This window comes from Stenotrophomonas sp. KH_052 (genome assembly GCF_057838755.1).
The window spans coordinates 2,108,617-2,125,779 of the sequence record NZ_CM174475.1 but is presented as its reverse complement, the minus strand read 5'-3'; the positions used below and the strand labels follow the sequence as shown (position 1 = coordinate 2,125,779).

At 67.9% G+C, this 17,163-nt stretch carries 19 protein-coding genes; 10 read left to right on the top strand and 9 right to left on the bottom strand.

Annotated features, from left to right (window positions below; all coding sequences use genetic code 11):
• Positions 1-76: 76 nt before the first annotated feature.
• Positions 77-1,204: a glutamine-hydrolyzing carbamoyl-phosphate synthase small subunit gene (gene carA, locus AC3ITW_RS09935; protein ID WP_100434562.1), complete on the bottom strand. Its 1,128-nt coding sequence runs from the start codon at positions 1,202-1,204 to the stop codon at positions 77-79.
• Between the two features lie 355 nt (positions 1,205-1,559).
• Positions 1,560-2,231, bottom strand: a complete 672-nt coding sequence (locus AC3ITW_RS09930; RefSeq protein WP_489390357.1) for a 4-hydroxy-tetrahydrodipicolinate reductase — start codon at positions 2,229-2,231, stop codon at positions 1,560-1,562.
• 138 nt (positions 2,232-2,369) lie between these two features.
• Between AC3ITW_RS09930 and AC3ITW_RS09925 the strand changes: the two genes are divergently transcribed.
• The 4 genes from AC3ITW_RS09925 (at position 2,370) to AC3ITW_RS09910 (ending at position 4,788) form a co-directional block, all read left to right on the top strand.
• Positions 2,370-3,131 (top strand): 3-oxoacyl-ACP reductase, encoded by a 762-nt coding sequence (locus AC3ITW_RS09925; RefSeq protein WP_428993157.1) that lies wholly within the window; start codon positions 2,370-2,372, stop codon positions 3,129-3,131.
• Positions 3,132-3,135: 4 nt separating this feature from the next.
• Positions 3,136-3,531, top strand: a complete 396-nt coding sequence (locus tag AC3ITW_RS09920) for a MerR family transcriptional regulator (protein ID WP_012510924.1) — start codon at positions 3,136-3,138, stop codon at positions 3,529-3,531.
• Positions 3,532-3,586: 55 nt separating this feature from the next.
• Positions 3,587-4,168: an NAD(P)H-dependent oxidoreductase gene (locus AC3ITW_RS09915; protein WP_032969992.1), complete on the top strand. Its 582-nt coding sequence runs from the start codon at positions 3,587-3,589 to the stop codon at positions 4,166-4,168.
• Between the two features lie 158 nt (positions 4,169-4,326).
• A complete protein-coding gene (locus AC3ITW_RS09910; RefSeq protein ID WP_012510922.1) occupies positions 4,327-4,788 on the top strand; it encodes a DUF4304 domain-containing protein in 462 nt (153 codons plus the stop codon).
• 45 nt (positions 4,789-4,833) lie between these two features.
• Here AC3ITW_RS09910 and AC3ITW_RS09905 read toward each other — a convergent pair whose 3' ends face one another.
• Genes AC3ITW_RS09905 through AC3ITW_RS09895 form a run of 3 tightly spaced genes read right to left on the bottom strand, consistent with a single transcriptional unit; the run spans position 4,834 to position 7,204 of the window.
• Positions 4,834-5,088: a DUF6587 family protein gene (locus tag AC3ITW_RS09905; RefSeq protein ID WP_006364070.1), complete on the bottom strand. Its 255-nt coding sequence runs from the start codon at positions 5,086-5,088 to the stop codon at positions 4,834-4,836.
• On the bottom strand, positions 5,088-6,953 hold the full coding sequence (gene feoB / locus AC3ITW_RS09900) for a ferrous iron transport protein B (protein WP_489390292.1): 1,866 nt from the start codon (positions 6,951-6,953) through the stop codon (positions 5,088-5,090). Before feoB ends, AC3ITW_RS09905 begins: the two co-directional genes overlap by 1 nt.
• On the bottom strand, positions 6,950-7,204 hold the full coding sequence (locus AC3ITW_RS09895) for a FeoA family protein (protein ID WP_005409473.1): 255 nt from the start codon (positions 7,202-7,204) through the stop codon (positions 6,950-6,952). Before AC3ITW_RS09895 ends, feoB begins: the two co-directional genes overlap by 4 nt.
• Positions 7,205-7,323: 119 nt before the next feature.
• Here AC3ITW_RS09895 and AC3ITW_RS09890 point away from each other — a divergent pair, with 119 nt between their 5' ends.
• From AC3ITW_RS09890 to AC3ITW_RS09865, 6 genes are all read left to right on the top strand, one after another.
• Complete coding sequence (locus tag AC3ITW_RS09890) at positions 7,324-8,112, top strand: enoyl-CoA hydratase/isomerase family protein (RefSeq protein ID WP_012510920.1); 789 nt, start codon at positions 7,324-7,326, stop codon at positions 8,110-8,112.
• Between the two features lie 2 nt (positions 8,113-8,114).
• On the top strand, positions 8,115-8,516 hold the full coding sequence (locus AC3ITW_RS09885; protein WP_012510919.1) for a VOC family protein: 402 nt from the start codon (positions 8,115-8,117) through the stop codon (positions 8,514-8,516).
• The gene (locus AC3ITW_RS09880; RefSeq protein WP_012510918.1) at positions 8,513-9,409 is read left to right on the top strand and encodes a hydroxymethylglutaryl-CoA lyase; all 897 of its coding nucleotides are present in this window, start codon (positions 8,513-8,515) and stop codon (positions 9,407-9,409) included. The genes AC3ITW_RS09885 and AC3ITW_RS09880 overlap by 4 nt, the downstream gene beginning before the upstream one ends.
• A gap of 100 nt (positions 9,410-9,509) precedes the next feature.
• Entirely contained in the window at positions 9,510-10,280 is a 771-nt protein-coding gene (locus AC3ITW_RS09875) for an SDR family NAD(P)-dependent oxidoreductase (protein WP_012510917.1), read from the top strand.
• 50 nt (positions 10,281-10,330) lie between these two features.
• The gene (yeiP, locus tag AC3ITW_RS09870; protein WP_006363947.1) at positions 10,331-10,897 is read left to right on the top strand and encodes an elongation factor P-like protein YeiP; all 567 of its coding nucleotides are present in this window, start codon (positions 10,331-10,333) and stop codon (positions 10,895-10,897) included.
• Entirely contained in the window at positions 10,887-11,432 is a 546-nt protein-coding gene (locus AC3ITW_RS09865) for a hypothetical protein (RefSeq protein ID WP_489390291.1), read from the top strand. The genes yeiP and AC3ITW_RS09865 overlap by 11 nt, the downstream gene beginning before the upstream one ends.
• 164 nt (positions 11,433-11,596) lie before the next feature.
• Here AC3ITW_RS09865 and AC3ITW_RS09860 read toward each other — a convergent pair whose 3' ends face one another.
• From AC3ITW_RS09860 to AC3ITW_RS09845, 4 genes are all read right to left on the bottom strand, one after another.
• Positions 11,597-12,283, bottom strand: a complete 687-nt coding sequence (locus AC3ITW_RS09860) for a COG3650 family protein (RefSeq protein WP_006363899.1) — start codon at positions 12,281-12,283, stop codon at positions 11,597-11,599.
• A gap of 83 nt (positions 12,284-12,366) precedes the next feature.
• Entirely contained in the window at positions 12,367-12,720 is a 354-nt protein-coding gene (locus tag AC3ITW_RS09855) for a nuclear transport factor 2 family protein (protein ID WP_489390290.1), read from the bottom strand.
• A gap of 19 nt (positions 12,721-12,739) precedes the next feature.
• Positions 12,740-15,889: a multidrug efflux RND transporter permease subunit gene (locus tag AC3ITW_RS09850; protein ID WP_489390289.1), complete on the bottom strand. Its 3,150-nt coding sequence runs from the start codon at positions 15,887-15,889 to the stop codon at positions 12,740-12,742.
• A gap of 36 nt (positions 15,890-15,925) precedes the next feature.
• Positions 15,926-17,074 carry an efflux RND transporter periplasmic adaptor subunit gene (locus AC3ITW_RS09845; RefSeq protein ID WP_012510913.1) on the bottom strand — a complete coding sequence of 383 codons (1,149 nt, stop codon included), beginning with the start codon at positions 17,072-17,074 and terminating at the stop codon, positions 15,926-15,928.
• Positions 17,075-17,163 lie beyond the last annotated feature (89 nt).

Below are 17,163 nucleotides of genomic sequence, written 5' to 3'. Positions count from 1 at the left end.
CGCCGCGCCAGGGGCAGCAGCGATGCGGGGGCTTACGGTCCATCGCGACGCCACCGGGGGGCCGGCGGCGTACTGATCACGCCTTGGCTTCTTCCATCAGCACCACGAAACGGTCGAACAGCGGACCGACATCGTGCGGGCCCGGCGAGGCTTCCGGGTGGCCCTGGAACGAGAACGCCGGCACGTCGGTGCGGGCGATACCCTGGTTGGTGCCATCGAACAGCGAACGGTGGGTCACGCGCAGCGTCGCCGGCAGGGTCGCTTCATCGACCGCGAAACCGTGGTTCTGCGAGGTGATCATCACCCGGCCGTTGTCCAGGTCCTGCACCGGGTGGTTGGCGCCATGGTGGCCGTGACCCATCTTCATGGTCTTCGCGCCCGAGGCCAGGCCCAGCAGCTGGTGGCCCAGGCAGATGCCGAAGGTCGGGATCTTCTGCTCGATGAAGGTCTTGATCGCTTCGATGGCGTAGTCGCACGGCTCCGGGTCACCCGGGCCGTTGGACAGGAACACGCCGTCCGGCTTCAGCGCCAGTACTTCGGCGGCCGGGGTCTGCGCCGGCACCACGGTGACTTCGCAGCCGCGCTCGGCCAGCATGCGCAGGATGTTGGTCTTCACGCCGAAGTCGTAGGCCACCACCTTGTGCTTGGCCGGCACGCTGACGAAGGCGTTGGCATCCAGGTCCAGCTGGCCCTCGGTCCAGACGTAGGTCTTCTCGGTAGTGACGACCTTGGCCAGATCCATGCCCTTCAGCCCCGGGAACTTGCGGGCGGCTTCCAGTGCCTTTTCCACGTCGATGTCACCGGCCATCAGCGCACCGTTCTGCGCGCCCTTCTCGCGCAGGATGCGGGTCAGCTTGCGGGTGTCGATGCCGGCGATGGCGACCACGCCACGCTGGATCAGCCAGTCCTGAAGCGACACCTGGCTGCGCCAGTTGCTGGGACGGCGGGGAACATCGCGCACGATCAGGCCGGCCGACCACACCTTGGACGCTTCATCGTCCTGGTCGGTCATGCCGGTGTTACCGATGTGCGGATAGGTCAGCGTGACCATCTGCCGGGCGTAGGACGGGTCGGTCAGCACTTCCTGGTAGCCGGTCATGGCGGTGTTGAACACCACCTCACCGACGGACAGGCCGGGCGCGCCTACGGATTCGCCCTCGAATACGGTGCCGTCTTCGAGGACGAGGATTGCGGCTTGGGTCACGGGAATCTCACTTTGGCTACCGAGGGGGCTGCCGAAGTCACGCCTGCGCTTCACGGAAATCCGGTTGCAAAAAAGCGCGGACGTACGGTCTGGGACCGGTCCGGCTTTCGTGATTCGGCGAGTGCGAATTGTAGCGCTGCCGGGGCGCTCGCGCCAGCGGTTATCGAGCTTCATGAACAGGCGATTGCGTATTCATTTCAACCCGGCGGCGTATGCGGGGTCCGCCGCCAGATCGTGCCGGCCGCTGGCCGGCAATCTGCATGCCATCGGGCGCCTGGTAGTGCCGGCCGCTGGCCGGCAATCCCCACGCCTTCGGACGCCCGGAAGCTGCCGGCCAGCGGCCGGCACTACCGCCTTACTGCAGCAGGTCCCGAACCCGATAGCTGCCCGGGGCCCGCCCTTGCAGCTGGCGGGCGGCGAACAGGGCACCGCGGGCGAAGATGTCGCGGTTGGTGGCCCGATGCACCAGCTCGACGCGCTCGCCCAGCCCGGTGAACTGCACCAGGTGCTCGCCCACGATGTCACCGGCACGCAGGCTGGCGTAATGCGGCTCCGCCCCGCCCCGCTGCGCGGCCGCACCCAGGGTCAGCGCAGTGCCCGACGGCGCGTCCTTCTTCTGCGTATGGTGCGACTCGACGATGTCGCAGTCCCAGCCGGCCAGCGCCTGCGCGGCGCGCTCGACCAGCTCGTCCAGCACCGCCACGCCCAGGCTGAAGTTCGAGGCCCAGACCAGCGGGATGGTCGTTGCCGCGGCCTCCAGCGCCTGCCGCTGGCTGCTGGAGATGCCGGTGGTGCCTGAAACCAGGCCCGCACCCCGCTCCACGCACAGCGCCAGCAGCGGGTCGAAGCCCTCCGGCAGGCTGAAGTCGATCGCTACGTCGAACGCCGGCGCACCGGGCAGCTCGCTGGCAGCAAAGAACGGGACGCCGTCGACCACGCGCTGGGCCGGCGCACGGCCGGTCACCGCGGCCACGATCTGCAGGGATTCGGGATGTTCGGCGGCCAGCCGCAGCAGGGCCTGGCCCATGCGCCCGGAAGCGCCGTGAATGAGCAATCGCAGGGGAGTCTGGTTCATGCCTGCAGGCTAGCGGCAGCAAGCCTGCTCCGGCAAGCGCCATCGCTGCTACGCTGCATGCCCTTTCATGCAATGGATGGCAGTTCCACCATGCAGATCAGCGAACAGCTGGTGCTGGTCACCGGCGCCGGCCGCGGCCTTGGCAAGCACATCGCCCGCGCCTTCGCCGCACAGGGCGCCCGCGTCATCATCAACTACCACCGCAGCGAGGCCGCCGCACGTGCGCTGGCCAGCGAGCTGGGTGGCCAGGCGATTGCGCTGCCGGCCGATGTCACCGACCGCGCCCAGGTCGATGCAATGCTGCAGCACGCGCTGGCGCACTTCGGCCAGGGCGTCACCACCGTGGTCAACAACGCGCTGGCCGCCTTCTCGTTCAATGGCGACGCCCGCGACAGCGCTGCCGACATCGGCTGGCCGGCCTTCCAGGCACAGTTCGAAGGCAGTGTGCGCGGTGCGCTGAACACCGTGCAGGCCGCCCTGCCCGGGATGCAGGCGCGCCGTTTCGGTCGCGTCATCAACATCGGCACCAACCTGTTCCAGAATCCGGTGGTGCCCTATCACGACTACACTGCCGCCAAGGCCGCGCTGCTGTCGCTGACCCGCACCCTGGCAGGCGACCTCGGCCCGCACGGCATCACCGTGAACATGCTGTCCGGCGGCCTGCTGCGCACCACCGATGCCAGCGCCGCCACGCCCGAAGCGGTATTCGACTACATCGCCGCCAACACCCCGCTGCGCAGCGTCACCACCCCGACCGAATTCGCCGATGCCGCGCTGTTCTTCGCCAGCCCGTGGTCACGCGCGGTGACCGGGCAGAACCTGGTGGTGGATGGCGGACTGGTGCGGGACTGAACAGATGCGCATCTCCGAAGTCAGCCGCCTGACCGGTGCCAGCGCCAAGGCCATCCGCCTGTATGAAGCACGCGGCCTGCTGCCGCCCGTGCCACGACTGAACCGCTATCGCGACTACAGCGAACAGGACGTGGCCTGGATACAGCTGATCCGCCAGGCATTGGGGCTGGGCATCACCCTGGCCGCGATATCCCGCCTGCAGGGTCGCGATGGACGGCTCGACTGGCCTGCGGTACTGGCCTTGCTGGAACAACAGCGCACCCGCATTGCCAGTGAGCGGGCGCGGCTGGAACAGGTCGACCTCGCCCTGCGGCAGGTCCGCGATGAACTGCAGCAATGGCTGCACTCCGGCGGCACTGATTGCGTCCTGCAACCCAGCGGCTGCCCCGCCGGCGTTTGACTCTGCCCCTGGGGCAGACCGCACCCTCGCGCACTTTCCATTGCCCGAGGTTGCCGTGTCCCGCTCCATCCTGATCCTGCTGGGCCATCCCGACCGCGACAGCCTGTGCGGCGCCCTCGCCCAGTGCTACGCCACCGCCGCCGAGAACGCCGGTCATCGGGTGCGACTGATCGCACTGGGTGACCTTGAGTTCGATCCCGTGCTGCGTCACGGCTATCGCCAGATCCAGCCGCTGGAAGCCGATCTGCAGAACGCCGCCGATGCGATCGAGGCCTGCGATCACCTGGTGCTGGTCTATCCCACCTGGTGGGGCGCGATGCCGGCGCTGCTGAAGGGCTTCTTCGATCGCGTGCTGCTGCCGGGCTTCGCTTTCCGCTACCGGCGTGATTCGGTGTGGTGGGACCGGCTGCTGGCCGGCCGCAGCGCGCGGGTGATCACCACGCTGGACACGCCGCCCTGGTACTACCGCTGGATCTACCGCGACCCGGGCATCACCCAGATCCGCGCCACCATCCTGGAATTCTGCGGCATCCGCCCGGTGCGGGTCAGCCGGCTGGGGGCGGTGCGCAGCAGCAGCCCGGCGCAGCGGGAGCGATGGCTTGCGCTGGCAGCGGAGCTGGGTTCACGGGCCGGGTAGATCCGCCGCCATGGGTAAAGCGTGCGAACCAAGGTTCGCACCCACCTGGAACGTTTGCACCCACCCGGGGCATTCGTTGCGCGTGTCGCGTTTGCCAATTGACCCCAAAGCGCTGCGCCTCAAGGCTGTGGGCCCTTCTTCCGGCCCAGGCAGCGCTCATGAAATCCTCGACCGTCTTCAGCAAGTGCGCGAGGAAGACCGGCTTTTCCGGCACGTCGACGACCCGCTACCGCTTGCTGGATGCCGCCCTACTTGTCGTGAATCACCAGCGCGCCAGCGAATGCCGGGGCTTCTATGTGAATGCTGGACTCTACTTTCCGGAGCTGCTCGAGTATCCCCTCGCGCCTGACGATCTTGAGACGGCTTTCCGGTACCGCTCCAGCATTCCCACGCCCCATGTCGACTGGCGGATCGAAGAGACGCCCGGCCTGCGCCGGGCTTTCATCCAGCAGGATCTGGATGATCTGCTGGAGGCCGGCAATCGCGATGGGATGAAATGCCTGCTGCTCGACGCCCTTGCCGACGTGGCGGGCTTCGCGGCAACCCATGGAAACCGGGAATCGGTGCGGCGATTGAATCAGGACGGGAACTTCCGGGCGATCATCCGCAGAGAGGTCTGAACCCCGGGAGCGTGCGAACCAAGATTCGCACCTACCAAGGCAGAGTCAGTGCTGTTTGGGCGGCGTCGGTCCGCAGCTGTCGCAACCGCCACAGGCACCACCGCCGCCCGTGGCCGGCGGCGCGATTTTCCTACCCAGCGCCTGCAGCCAGGCGGCGCGGCGCGGCTTCAGCAGGGCCAGCGCCAGCGCCCCCCGCAGCTTGCGCACGGTGCCGGGGAACTGCTTCTTCAACACCACCCAGGCACTGACCAGCACGGCCACCGCAATGATCAGGTACTGCAGCAGCAGTCCACCGTCCATCAGCCGCCCCCCAGCGCCTTGGTCACCTGGTAGGTGATCAGCGCCGCCACGTAGGCCGCAGCAAACAGGTAGAACGCCGAGAAGGCCATCGTCTTCCACGAATTGGTCTCGCGCTTGATGGTGGCCAGCGTCGAGATGCACATCGGGGCGTAGATGTACCAGACCAGCAGCGACAGCGCAGTGGCCAGCGACCAGCCGTCGCTGATCAGCGGGGTCAGTGCCTGGCTGGCGGCATCGTCATCGGCCGCCGACAGCGCGTACACGGTGGCCAGCGAGGACACCGCCACTTCGCGCGCGGCCAGGCCCGGAATCAGCGCGATGCAGATCTGCCAGTTGAAGCCCAGCGGCGCAAAGAACACCGCCATTGCATGGCCGATCTGGCCGGCGTAGCTGTAATCGATGGCCGGCATGGTGGCGCCGACCGGGGCCGCCGGGAACGACAGCAGCACCCACAGCAGGATGGTCAGCGCCAGGATGATGCCGCCGACGCGCTTGAGGAAGATCATGCCGCGCTCATACAGGCCCACCGCCAGGTCGCGCAGGTGCGGCAGGCGGTACGACGGCAGCTCCAGCATCAGCGGGTGCTCGCTCTTGTCGCGGCGCCACCTCTTCATGATCCACGACATCGCCAGCGCACTGAGAATGCCAGCCGCATACAGGCCGAACAGCACCAGGCCCTGCTGGTTGAACACGCCCCACACCGTCTTCTGAGGGATGAACGCGCCAATCAGCAACGCATACACCGGCAGGCGCGCCGAGCAGGTCATCAGCGGCGCGACCAGGATCGTGGCCAGGCGGTCACGCGGGTCCTGGATGCTGCGCGTGGACATGATGCCCGGCACCGCACAGGCGAAGCTGGACAGCAGCGGGATGAACGAGCGGCCAGACAGGCCGGCGGCAGCCATCATGCGGTCGAGCAGGAACGCCGCACGCGGCAGGTAGCCGGATTCCTCCAGCACCAGGATGAAGAAGAACAGGATCAGGATCTGCGGCAGGAACACCACCACGCCACCGACGCCGGCGATGATGCCGTCGGTCAGCAGGCTGGCCAGCGGGCCTTCCGGCAACACACTGCCGACGAAGGTCGCGAGCCAGGCGAAACCGGCCTCGATGCCGTCCATCAGCGGTGTCGCCCAGGCGTACACCGCCTGGAAGATCAGGAACATCACCACCGCCAGGCTGATCAGCCCAAACACCGGGTGCAACAGCCAGCGGTCCAGCGCGTCGTCGACCTTTGCAGTACGCGCCGGCATGCGCACGGCCACCGACAGGATCTCGCGCACCTTGGCGTGGTAGTCGATGCCGCCTTCCGGGCCCGGCACCGGTGCATCCAGGTGCGGCACCATGGTGTCCAGGCGCTCGACCAGGGCCTTGGCACCCTGCTTGCGCACCGCCACGGTCTCCACCACCGGCACGCCCAGTTCGCGTTCCAGCGCAGCCACGTCCACCTGGATGCCGCGGCGCTGGGCCGCATCGACCATGTTCAGGGCGACCACCATCGGCTTGCCCAGCTCGCGCAACTCCAGCGCGAAGCGCAGGTGCAGGCGCAGGTTGGTGGCGTCGATCACGCACAGCAACACGTCCGGCGCAGCCTCGCCCGGGTAGAAGCCCCGGCACAGGTCACGGGTGATCGCTTCGTCCAGGCTGGCTGGATGCAGGCTGTAGGCACCGGGCAGGTCGAGCACGGCGAATTCGCGGCCGGACGGCGCGCGCAGGCGGCCTTCCTTGCGCTCGACGGTGACGCCGGTGTAGTTGGCGACCTTCTGCCGGCTGCCGGTCAGCTGGTTGAACAACGCGGTCTTGCCGCTGTTGGGATTACCGACCAGCGCGATGCGCAGCGGGGCGGTGGTGGCAGTGGCAGTCATGCACGTCGTTCCTGGCTGGCGGCGTCGACAACGACGCGCTTGGCTTCACTGATCCGCAGCGCGAACCGGGTGAACCCGACCTGCACCAGCAGCGGCTCACCGCCCACCGGGCCCTTGGCCACCAGGCGCACTTCCTCGCCCTTGACGAAGCCCAGCTCGCGCAGGCGGCGGGCGATGGCATCGTTGGCATGCAGGTCCTGCACGGATTCGACCACGGCCGAGGTGTGCAGCGGCAGTTCGGACAGCGTCATCTAGCGTGTTCTCTGCTGGATGTAAATGGTTCTCGATTCTAACATTCCCGCGTCGCGTCATGGCCCATGACCAATGGCCCGCTATGATCCATACAGGTATGGAGTGACCCTGGAATCCCATGAACGATGCTTTGCAGATCGAGCGCAGTGGCGCCGTCCTCACCCTCTGGCTGAACCGGCCAGAGCTGCACAACGCCTTTGACGCTGGCCTGATCGCCCGGCTGACCGCCGCCCTGGAGGCGGCCGGGCGCGATGATTCGGTACGCGCGCTGGTGGTGGCCGGCCACGGTGCCTCCTTCTCGGCCGGTGCCGACATGCAGTGGATGCGCGGCATGGCTGCCGCCAGCGAGGCCGACAACCGCGAGGACTCGCTGGCGCTGGCACGACTGATGCGCACCCTGGATGAGCTGCCCAAGCCGACCCTGGCCCGGGTCCATGGCGCGGCCTTTGGCGGTGGCGTCGGCCTGGTCGCCTGCTGCGACATCGCCATCGCCAGCACCTCGGCCCGCTTCGGCCTGACTGAAAGCCGCCTCGGCCTGTTGCCGGCGGTGATCTCGCCCTATGTGATCGAGGCCATCGGCCCGCGCCAGGCCCGTCGCTGGTTCGCCACCGGCGAGCATTTCGACGCCGAGACCGCGCTGCGCATCGGCCTGGTCCACCAGCTGGTCGAGCCGGAACGCCTGGACGAGGCCGTGCAGCGCCAGCTGGCCCTGCTCGACAAGGCCGGCCCGATCGCTTCTTCCAGCGCCAAGCAGCTGGTGCGGCAGGTGCGTGACAGCCATGACCGCGACACGCTGGATCGCGACAATGCCGCCCTGATCGCGCGCCTGCGGGTGTCCGCCGAGGGCCAGGAGGGCCTGGGCGCCTTCCTCGACAAGCGCGCCCCCCATTGGGTCACGGAAGCCTGAACATGCTCGATCATCTTGGTTTGACCAGCGCCGACCTGGCGCGCAGCAAGACCTTCTTCCTGCAGGCACTGGCACCGCTGCAGATCGGCGTGGTGATGGAAGTCACCGCCGAACAGACCGGCGCCCACGACCACATCGGCTTCGGCAGCGACGGCAAGCCGTTCTTCTGGCTTGGCAATGGCGGCACCGCCAGCCACGGCGTGCACGTGGCCTTCGCCTGCGCCAGCCGCACCCAGGTGGACGCCTTCCATGCCGCTGCCCTCGCCGCCGGTGGCCGTGACAACGGCGCGCCGGGCCTGCGCCCGTGGTACCACCCCGACTACTACGGCGCCTTCGTGCTCGACCCGGACGGCAACAACATCGAGGCGGTCTGCCATCGCCCTGCCGCTGGGGTGAGCGCATGAGCGATTACGTCCGCATCGTCGAGGTCGGCCCGCGTGACGGCCTGCAGAACGAAAAGCAGTCGGTCTCCACCGCCGACAAGATCGAACTGATCAATCGCCTGTCGGCCACTGGCCTGCGCAGCATCGAGGCGACCAGCTTCGTCAGCCCAAAGTGGGTCCCGCAGCTGGCCGACGCCGCCGAGGTCTATGCCGGCATCCAGCGCCGGCCGGGCATCCACTACCCGGTGCTGGTCCCGAACGAACAGGGTTACGACCGCGCCCGTGCGGTGGGCGTGGAAGAAGTGGCGGTGTTCACCGCCGCCTCTGAGGCGTTCAACCGCACCAACACCAATGCCGGCATCGACGAGTCGCTGGCCCGCTTCGAGCCGATCCTGCGCCGCGCCGCCGCCGATGGCGTGCGCGTGCGTGGCTACGTCTCCACCGTGCTCGGCTGCCCTTATCAGGGCGAGGTACCGCTGGCCGACGTGGTGCGCGTGGCACGCGCCCTGCACCAGATGGGCTGTTACGAAATCTCGCTGGGCGACACCATCGGCGTCGGTACCCCGCGCAAGGCACGGGCGATGCTGCAGGCGGTTGCCGCCGAGATCCCGATGGATGCACTGGCCGTGCACTTCCACGACACCTATGGCCAGGCCATCGCCAACATCGCCACCTGCCTGGAAGAAGGCGTGCGCGTGGTCGACAGCGCCGTCTCCGGCGCCGGTGGCTGCCCGTATGCCAAGGGGGCCAGCGGCAACGTCGCCAGCGAGGACGTGGCCTACCTGCTGCAGGGCCTGGGCCTGGACAGCGGCGTGGACCTGCCGGCGCTGGCCGAGACCGGTCGCTGGCTGGCCGGCCTGCTCGGCCGCGCCACTGCCAGCCGCACCGGGCAGGCGTTGGCCGCGGCCGGTTGACCACCGCAATGCGCCGCCCCGCAAAGGCGGCGCAGTGCACAACGGCGACGGTCGCGGCTTCCGTTAGAATCGGCGGTTCTCGAACCTGCAGGACCGTTCAATGCAGCTGTCTTCCGTACGTGCCGTGATCACTGGCGGCGTCTCCGGCCTCGGCCTGGCCGTGGCCCAGCACCTCGTCGCCCAGGGCGGCAAGGTGGCCCTGTTCGACCTCAACGACGACAAGGGTGCTGCCGCCGTTGCCGGGCTGGGTGCCGACAAGGCCCGCTATTTCAACGTCAACGTCAGCGATGAAGCGGCCGTCTCGGCTGCCATCGACCAGGCCCACGATTTCCTGGGTGGCCTGAACGTGGCGATGAACTGCGCCGGCATCCTCGGCGCCGGTCGCGTGCTGGGCAAAGAGGGCCCGATGCCGCTGGCCGGCTTCCAGGGCACGGTGATGGTCAACCTGGTCGGCAGCTTCAACGTTGCAAAGGCCGCGGCCAACCGCATGCAGCACAACGAAGCCGGCGTGGACGGCGAGCGCGGCGTAATCATCAACACCGCCAGCGTGGCCGCCTATGAAGGCCAGATCGGCCAGGCGGCCTACTCTGCCTCCAAGGGCGGCGTGGTGGCGATGACCCTGCCGATGGCACGCGAGCTTTCGCGCTTCGGCATCCGCGTCAACACCATCGCGCCGGGCGTGTTCTGGACCCCGATGGTCGATGGCATGCCTGAAGCCGTGCAGGAATCGCTGGCCGCCTCGATCCCGTTCCCGTCGCGCCTGGGCAAGCCGGAAGACTTCGCCAGCCTGGTCGGCCATATCCTCGGCAATACCTACATCAACGGCGAGACCATCCGCCTGGACGGCGCCACCCGGCTCGCTCCGAAGTGATTCCCCCCCGGGCGCCGGGACGGCGCCCTCCCCCAACGACCTAGATCACCATGAAAGCCAACGACATCAAGAAGGGCAACGTCGTCGAGTTCAACAACGGCGTGTACCAGATCCGCGACATCGAGCGCAGCTCGCCGCAGGGTCGCGGCGGCAACGTCCGCTTCCGCTTCATCATGTACAGCGTGCCGGGCGGCAACAAGCTCGACGCCAGCTTCGATGCCGACGACAACCTGGTCGAAGTCGAACTGCTGCGCCGCCAGTCCACCTATTCGTACAAGGACGGCGACGCCTTCGTGTTCCTCGATGACGAGGACTACACCCCGTACACCCTGGATGCGGACGTGATCGGCGACGACGCCGGCTACATCACCGACGGCCTGACCGGCATCTACGTGCAGGTGATCGACGAGCAGCCGGTGGCCATCCAGCTGCCGGCCTCGGTGGTGCTGGAAGTGATCGAGACGCCGCCGGAACTGAAGGGCGGCACCGCCACCAAGCGCCCGAAGCCGGCCAAGCTCAACACCGGCATCGAAATCATGGTGCCGGAGTACATCGTCAACGGCGAGCGCGTGCTGGTGAACACCGCCACCGGCGAATTCGCTGGCCGTGCCGACTAAGCGCCTTGCGCTGATCGGTTGCCTGTCCCTGCTTGCGGCGTGTTCGCCGCAGGCAACGGACAGCACGGCCGATGCTGCGCCGAACGCAGCGTCTGTCGAACCGGCCGTGACGGCAGCACCGGTGGTGGAGGCACCGGCCGCCGTGGAGGCTACCGCCGAAGCGGAGCCCACTGCCGAGCTGTCCTCGGGCGATGAGGCGCTGGACACGGCACGTGCAGCCGCTGGCTGCCCGGTTCCGGAGGATGTGTATGACGTCGACGACGTGCGCATCTACTGCGCGATGCCGACCGACGTGCAGGCCTTCCTCGCGCGCGAAAACACCTGCCAGCACTTTGCGGGTGAGGAACCCTACGACGACGAGCGTCGCCGCGAACTGGAAGAGGCCAGCGCGAAGTACTGCGAGGGCCGCAAGAAGATCTTCACCGGCCTGGTCGCGCGTCATCGCGGTGACTGTGCGATCCGCGAAGCGCTGATCGGGATCAACAGCCGCTATGACCTGGACTTCGATCTCGACCTGAAGCCCTGCGAAGGCTGATCGATCAACGCCGGGCATCGCCCGGCGCCACCGGGACGGGACCGCGCCCAATCCCGTGCATCACATGCATCATGCGGTAGCGCCGGGCCATGCCCGGCGAGCGCAGCGGCCGCAGAAAGCGACGCCGGGCATCGCCCGGCGCCACCGATCCGCGCAATCACGCGTTACTTCGCGCCGAAGTTGCCGCAGCCGTGATACTGGCGGGTTCCGATGGTCAGATTCACCTTGGCATCGAAGGCCTCGCCACTCATGTCGTCCTGGCAGGTAGTGCGCTGGAAGCTGAGCTTGACGTCGGTGCCATCGGACGCCTTGCCGCTCCAGCCGTCAGCGCCTTCGGTGGGCTTGGCCACATCGAAGCGGCGCTCGCCGTAGTCGACTTCCACCTGCAGGCCGGGCGTGTCGCCGTCAACGATGGCAAGCCAGCCGGGCTCGTTGCCGGTGGCACGGAACGCTGCATTGCCGGCACTGCCATCGCCTTCGGTGGCTTCCACCGCATGGCACTCGCGGTCGGCCTCACCCTTCAGGCTCAGCAGGCCGTCATCGCTGCCCTTGGTCCAGAAGGTATTGCCCTGGCCATCACCGTACTTGGCGCCGGAAGCCGCACGCTCGGAGGTCATGGCGAAGGTACGGTCGCCGATCACCACCGTGGCCGCATCCTCACCGTTGAAGGTTGCGCGCACGTCCAGATCGCCACAGCGATAGGTGGTCTCGCTGCCAGCACCGGTACTGGGGCTTGGCTGAGGGGCGGCCGGTTCGGGGTTGCTGCTGCCCGCGACGGGCGGTTGGGCTGGCTGGCACGCGGCCAGGACCAACCCCAGGGAGGCTGCCAACAGACTGGGAACTACACGCATGGCTCGACTCCTTGTCGACACTACAGAGATGCTCGACCCTACCATCTGGCGGTGAGCGGGGCCTGAAAGCGGCCTGACCGCGGTCATGCGGCCAGCACCGCCATCGACAGCAACTGCGCACCACTGTCGCCGGAACTGCAGGTCCAGACCCGCAGCAGGCGCAGTTTCAGTTCGCGCTCCTGGCCCTGCTCGCGCACCGACAAGCGCACATCGCTGGACAGCAGCGCCAAGCGGCCACACAGCAGCGTTTCCGTCGCGCAGGACTGCAGGCCAAGCACCTGCAGGCGGCCGCCCAGCCACTCGCGCAACCACGGCAGGTCGAGCATGCGCCCACCCTGCCCGTCCATCATGAACAAGGCCGGCGATACCAGCGCGGTCAGCGCATCGTGATCATCACCCAGCAGCGCTTCGCACAGGCGCTGCTCCAGCGCCCTCAATTACAGTTCATGCAGATCTTCAACGATGTTCCGTTCCATCCACGGATCCTTCCGGCGTCGGCCGGCGTCTGCGCAGGCGCTGCGCGATCCACTGCCGCGCGCCCTGCACCACTACATAGAAGACCGGCACGAAGAACACCGCCAGCACGGTCGCGCTGACCATGCCGCCGAACACGCCGGTGCCGATCGCCTGCTGGGTTTCCTTCGATGCGCCCTGCGCCAGCATCAGCGGCACCACGCCCAGCGCGAACGCCAGCGAGGTCATCACGATCGGCCGCAGGCGCAGCCGTGCCGCCTCCAGCGCCGCTTCCACCAGGCCACGGCCCTGCTGCTGCAGCTGGCGTGCGAACTCGACGATGAGGATCGCGTTCTTCGCCGACAGCCCGATCACCGTGATCATGCCGACCTTGAAGAACACGTCGTTGGGCATGCCGCGCAACAACACGGCCGCGACCGCACCGAGCAGGCCCAAGGGCACCACCAGCATCACCGCCAGCGGAATCGACCAGCTCTCGTACAGTGCCGCCAGCACCAGGAACACCACCAGCATCGAGAGCAGCAACAGCCACGGCGCCTGCGCACCGGATTCGCGCTCCTGCAGCGACTGGCTGGTCCACTGCAGGGCGAAGCCGGACGGCAGCTTCTCCGCCAACCGCTCCATCTCCGCCATCGCCTGGCCGGTCGAAACACCGGATGCCGGTGCGCCGGACAGGTTCAGCGCCGGGAAACCGAGATAGCGCTGCAGCTGCAGGGGCGCCTCGGTCCAGTGCGGGGTCACCAGCTCGGACAACGCCACCATGCCGCCTTCGCTGTTGCGAACGTACAGCTTCAGCACGTCCTCCAGTTCCATCCGGTGCGGCGCGTCGGCCTGGAGGATCACCTGCTGCAGCCGTCCCTTGTTGGGGAAGTCGTTGACGTACTGCGAACCCATCGCTGCCGACAGCGTGCTGCTGATATCGGCGAAGCCCACGCCCATCGCCTCGGCCTTGGCGCGGTCGATGTCCAGCCGCACACTGGTGCCTGCAGGCAGGCCATCGGCATGCACCTCCGACAGCAGCGGGCTTGCCTCGGCAAGCTTCAGCAGCCGCTGCAGTGCCGCTCGCAACTCGGCCTGGCTCTCCCCGGTACGCGCCTGCAGGGCCAGCGAGAAACCGGAGGAGCGTCCCAGGCTGTCGATCGCCGGCGGCATCACGCTCATCACCTCGCCCTCGGCCAGCGTGGACATGGCCTTCTGCGCGGCCTCCACCTCTCCGGCCGCGGTGGCACCGGCGCGCTCGCCCCAGTCCTTCAGCATGGTGTAGGTCAGCGCCGCACTCGGACCGGAGCCGGAGAAGCTGTAGCCGAGGATCGACTGGTTGGAGCCGATGCCCGGACGCGAGGCCACGTGCTGCTCGTAGGCTTCGACCACGGCCAGCGTGCGCTCGGCGGTGGCTTCGGCCGGCAGCTGGATCGAGGTCATGAAATAGCCCTGGTCTTCTTCCGGCAGGAACGCACCGGGCAACCAGTGCAGGCCCAGCAGCAGTGCCACCACCAGTGCGGCGAACACGCCCATCACCCGCCCACTACGCTGCAGCACCGAGGCCACGCCACGCTGGTAGCGCCCGGTCATCTTCTCGAAGCCACGATTGAAAGCACCGAACAGCCCACCCCGACCATGGTGGCCATGGGTATTCGGGCGCAGCAGGGTCGCGCACAGCGCCGGGGTCAGGCTCAGCGCCAGCAGTGCCGAGAACAGGATCGACACCGCCATTGCCACGGTGAACTGGCGGTAGATCGCGCCGACCGAGCCACTGGCCAAGGCCATCGGGATGAACACGGCGGTCAGCACCAGCGTGATGCCGATCACCGCACCGGTAAGCTCGCGCATCGCCTTGATGGTCGCTTCGCGCGGCGGCAGGCCCTCCTCGGCCATGATCCGCTCCACGCCCTCGACCACCACGATCGCGTCGTCGACGATGATGCCGATCGCCAGCACCATGCCGAACATGGTCAGCACGTTGATCGAGAAGCCCAGCGCCAGCATCACCGCGAAGGTGCCGAGCAGCGCGATCGGTGCGACCAGCGCCGGAATCAGCGTGTAGCGCCAGTTCTGCAGGAACAGGTACATCACCGCGAACACCAGCAGCATCGCTTCCAGCAGCGTCTGCACCACCTTCTGGATCGAGATCTTGACGAACGGTGCGGTGTCGAACGGAATGCTCGACTGCACACCACGCGGCAGCAGCGGCGCCAGCTCGGCCATGCGCTCGCGTACCGCCGACGCGGTGCGCACTGCGTTCGCACCAGGACGCAACTGCACGCCAGCCGCCGTCGCCGGATGGCCGTCCTCGCGGGTGCCCCAGGCATAGCTCTGCGCACCCAGCTCGATGCGGGCGACGTCACCCAGCAGCACGCGCGAACCATCGGCGCCGGCGCGCAGCACGATCGCAGCGAACTGTTCCGGTGTGGACAGCTGGCCATCGGCACTCAGCGGCACGGTGATGCGCTGGCCTGGCACGCCCGGCGAATCGCCGATGCGCCCTGGCGAGATCTCCAGGTTCTGCTGCTCGATGGCACTGGCCACATCACCCATGGTCAGCCCGTAGCCGGTCAACCGGGTCGGGTCCAGCCACACCCGCATCGCCTGCTCGGCACCGAACAGCTGCACGCGGCCGACGCCATCGATGCGGCGCAGCTCCTCGATGATGTTGCGCGCCATGAAGTCACCCAGCGCCGCCTCGCTCACGCTGGCATCCGGCGAACGCAGGCCGACCAGCATCAGGAAACCGGAATCGGCAGCCTCCACGAACAAGCCGTTCTGGCGCACGCTGCGCGGCAGGCGCGGCTCGATCGCCTTGATCCGGTTCTGCACGTCCACCTGCGCCAGCTCCGGGTTGGTGCCCGGCTTGAAGGTCGCAGTGATCGAGGCTTCGCCGGAGGTGTCCACCGATGACTCGAAGTACAGCAGGTGCTTGACGCTGGACAGCTCGCGCTCGATCAGGCCGACCACTGCGTCATTCAGCGTCTGCGGGCTAGCACCCGGGTAGCTGGCGTAGATGCTGACGCTGGGCGGTGCAACCGCCGGATAGCGTTCCACCGCCAGCCGCGGGATCGCCAGCACACCGGCCAGGATGATGAAGATCGCCAGCACCCAGGCGAACACCGGGCGATCGATGAAGAAACGTGCCATGTTGGATTTTCCTGGAGGGGCTGGCCCGGGAAAGGCTCAGCCCTTGCTGCCGGCCTGCACCGCGCCGGCGCTGGCGACCGGCATCTGCCAATCGCGCGCATCGACCACCACGCCTTCCTGCAGGCGTTCCTGGCCCTCGACCACCACCTTTTCGCCCGCCTTCAGACCGGTGCGCACCAGCCACTGGCGATCAACGCTGCCGTCGACCTCCAGCGTGCGGATCACCGCCTTGCCATCGCCACCGATCACCCAGGCATAGGCCTGGCCACCGGCGCTGCGCAGCACGGCCTGCTGCGGCACGGTCAGCGCACTGGCCGGCGCACCCCGCGGCACTTTCGCGCGCACATACATGCCGGGTAGCAGCTGGCGCTGCGGGTTGTCGACCAGGATGCGGAGGATCACATCACCGGTACGCGCATCGACGTTGATGCCGGAGAACAGCATCTGGCCACGCTCGGACAGCGGCTTGCCGGCGGCACCGATGATCGTCACCGGCAGCTCGCCACCACCGGCAGCACTGCGCTGCAGCGATTCCAGCTGGGCGGCCGGCTGGCGCACATCGACGTAGACCTGGTCGATCTGCTGTACCACCGCCATCGGCTCGGTATCGGCCACGCCGACCAGCGCGCCTTCTGTCACCAGCGCCTGATCGATGCGGCCGGCAATCGGCGCGCTGACCGTGGCATAGCGCAGGTCGAGCTGGCGACGCGCCAGGATCGCGCGCGCTTCATTCACCGCGGCACGGGCTTGTTCGTACTCGGCACTGGCATCGTCGCGGTGCTGCTGGCTGACGGCCTGTGCCGCGGCCAGTGCATGCAGGCGCTGCGACTGCACGCGACTGCGGCCCAGGGCAGCCTCACTGCGCTGCAGCGCGGCCAGTGCCGAATCGACATCGGCACGGAAGGCCGCCGGATCGATCTGGAACAGGGCCTGCCCGGCGTCTACTTCCGCGCCCTGGTCAAACAGGCGGCGCTGCACGATGCCACCCACCTGCGCTCGGATCTGCGCGGTGCGAACGGCGGCCACGCGGCCAGGCAGTTCGTCGTCACGCTGCACCACCTGCGGGCCGACGGTAACCACGCTCACGCGGGGTGCGGCTTCGGGCGTGGCTTCGGGGCTGGAGCAGGCCGTCATGGCCAAGGCGAGGGCCGCGATCAACGCGACCGGAGTCCTGAAGGTTCTCATTGCTGTGCACAATGCCGCGCAAGCGGCTGATAGGTTCTGAAGCGTGCAGTCTGCGTGGCGATGATGGGGTTTCGATGGAGGAACTGTGG

Coding starts and splice junctions, on each gene's coding strand:
- AC3ITW_RS09930 (WP_489390357.1), bottom strand. CDS start 2,231: ATGGGCCAGGCCCTGCTGCGGCTGGCCGCCGAACATCCCGAATCCCTG.
- AC3ITW_RS09925 (WP_428993157.1), top strand. CDS start 2,370: ATGCAGATCAGCGAACAGCTGGTGCTGGTCACCGGCGCCGGCCGCGGC.
- AC3ITW_RS09920 (WP_012510924.1), top strand. CDS start 3,136: ATGCGCATCTCCGAAGTCAGCCGCCTGACCGGTGCCAGCGCCAAGGCC.
- AC3ITW_RS09910 (WP_012510922.1), top strand. CDS start 4,327: ATGAAATCCTCGACCGTCTTCAGCAAGTGCGCGAGGAAGACCGGCTTT.
- AC3ITW_RS09905 (WP_006364070.1), bottom strand. CDS start 5,088: ATGGACGGTGGACTGCTGCTGCAGTACCTGATCATTGCGGTGGCCGTG.
- feoB (WP_489390292.1), bottom strand. CDS start 6,953: ATGACTGCCACTGCCACCACCGCCCCGCTGCGCATCGCGCTGGTCGGT.
- AC3ITW_RS09895 (WP_005409473.1), bottom strand. CDS start 7,204: ATGACGCTGTCCGAACTGCCGCTGCACACCTCGGCCGTGGTCGAATCC.
- AC3ITW_RS09890 (WP_012510920.1), top strand. CDS start 7,324: ATGAACGATGCTTTGCAGATCGAGCGCAGTGGCGCCGTCCTCACCCTC.
- AC3ITW_RS09885 (WP_012510919.1), top strand. CDS start 8,115: ATGCTCGATCATCTTGGTTTGACCAGCGCCGACCTGGCGCGCAGCAAG.
- AC3ITW_RS09880 (WP_012510918.1), top strand. CDS start 8,513: ATGAGCGATTACGTCCGCATCGTCGAGGTCGGCCCGCGTGACGGCCTG.
- AC3ITW_RS09875 (WP_012510917.1), top strand. CDS start 9,510: ATGCAGCTGTCTTCCGTACGTGCCGTGATCACTGGCGGCGTCTCCGGC.
- yeiP (WP_006363947.1), top strand. CDS start 10,331: ATGAAAGCCAACGACATCAAGAAGGGCAACGTCGTCGAGTTCAACAAC.
- AC3ITW_RS09860 (WP_006363899.1), bottom strand. CDS start 12,283: ATGCGTGTAGTTCCCAGTCTGTTGGCAGCCTCCCTGGGGTTGGTCCTG.
- AC3ITW_RS09850 (WP_489390289.1), bottom strand. CDS start 15,889: ATGGCACGTTTCTTCATCGATCGCCCGGTGTTCGCCTGGGTGCTGGCG.
- AC3ITW_RS09845 (WP_012510913.1), bottom strand. CDS start 17,074: ATGAGAACCTTCAGGACTCCGGTCGCGTTGATCGCGGCCCTCGCCTTG.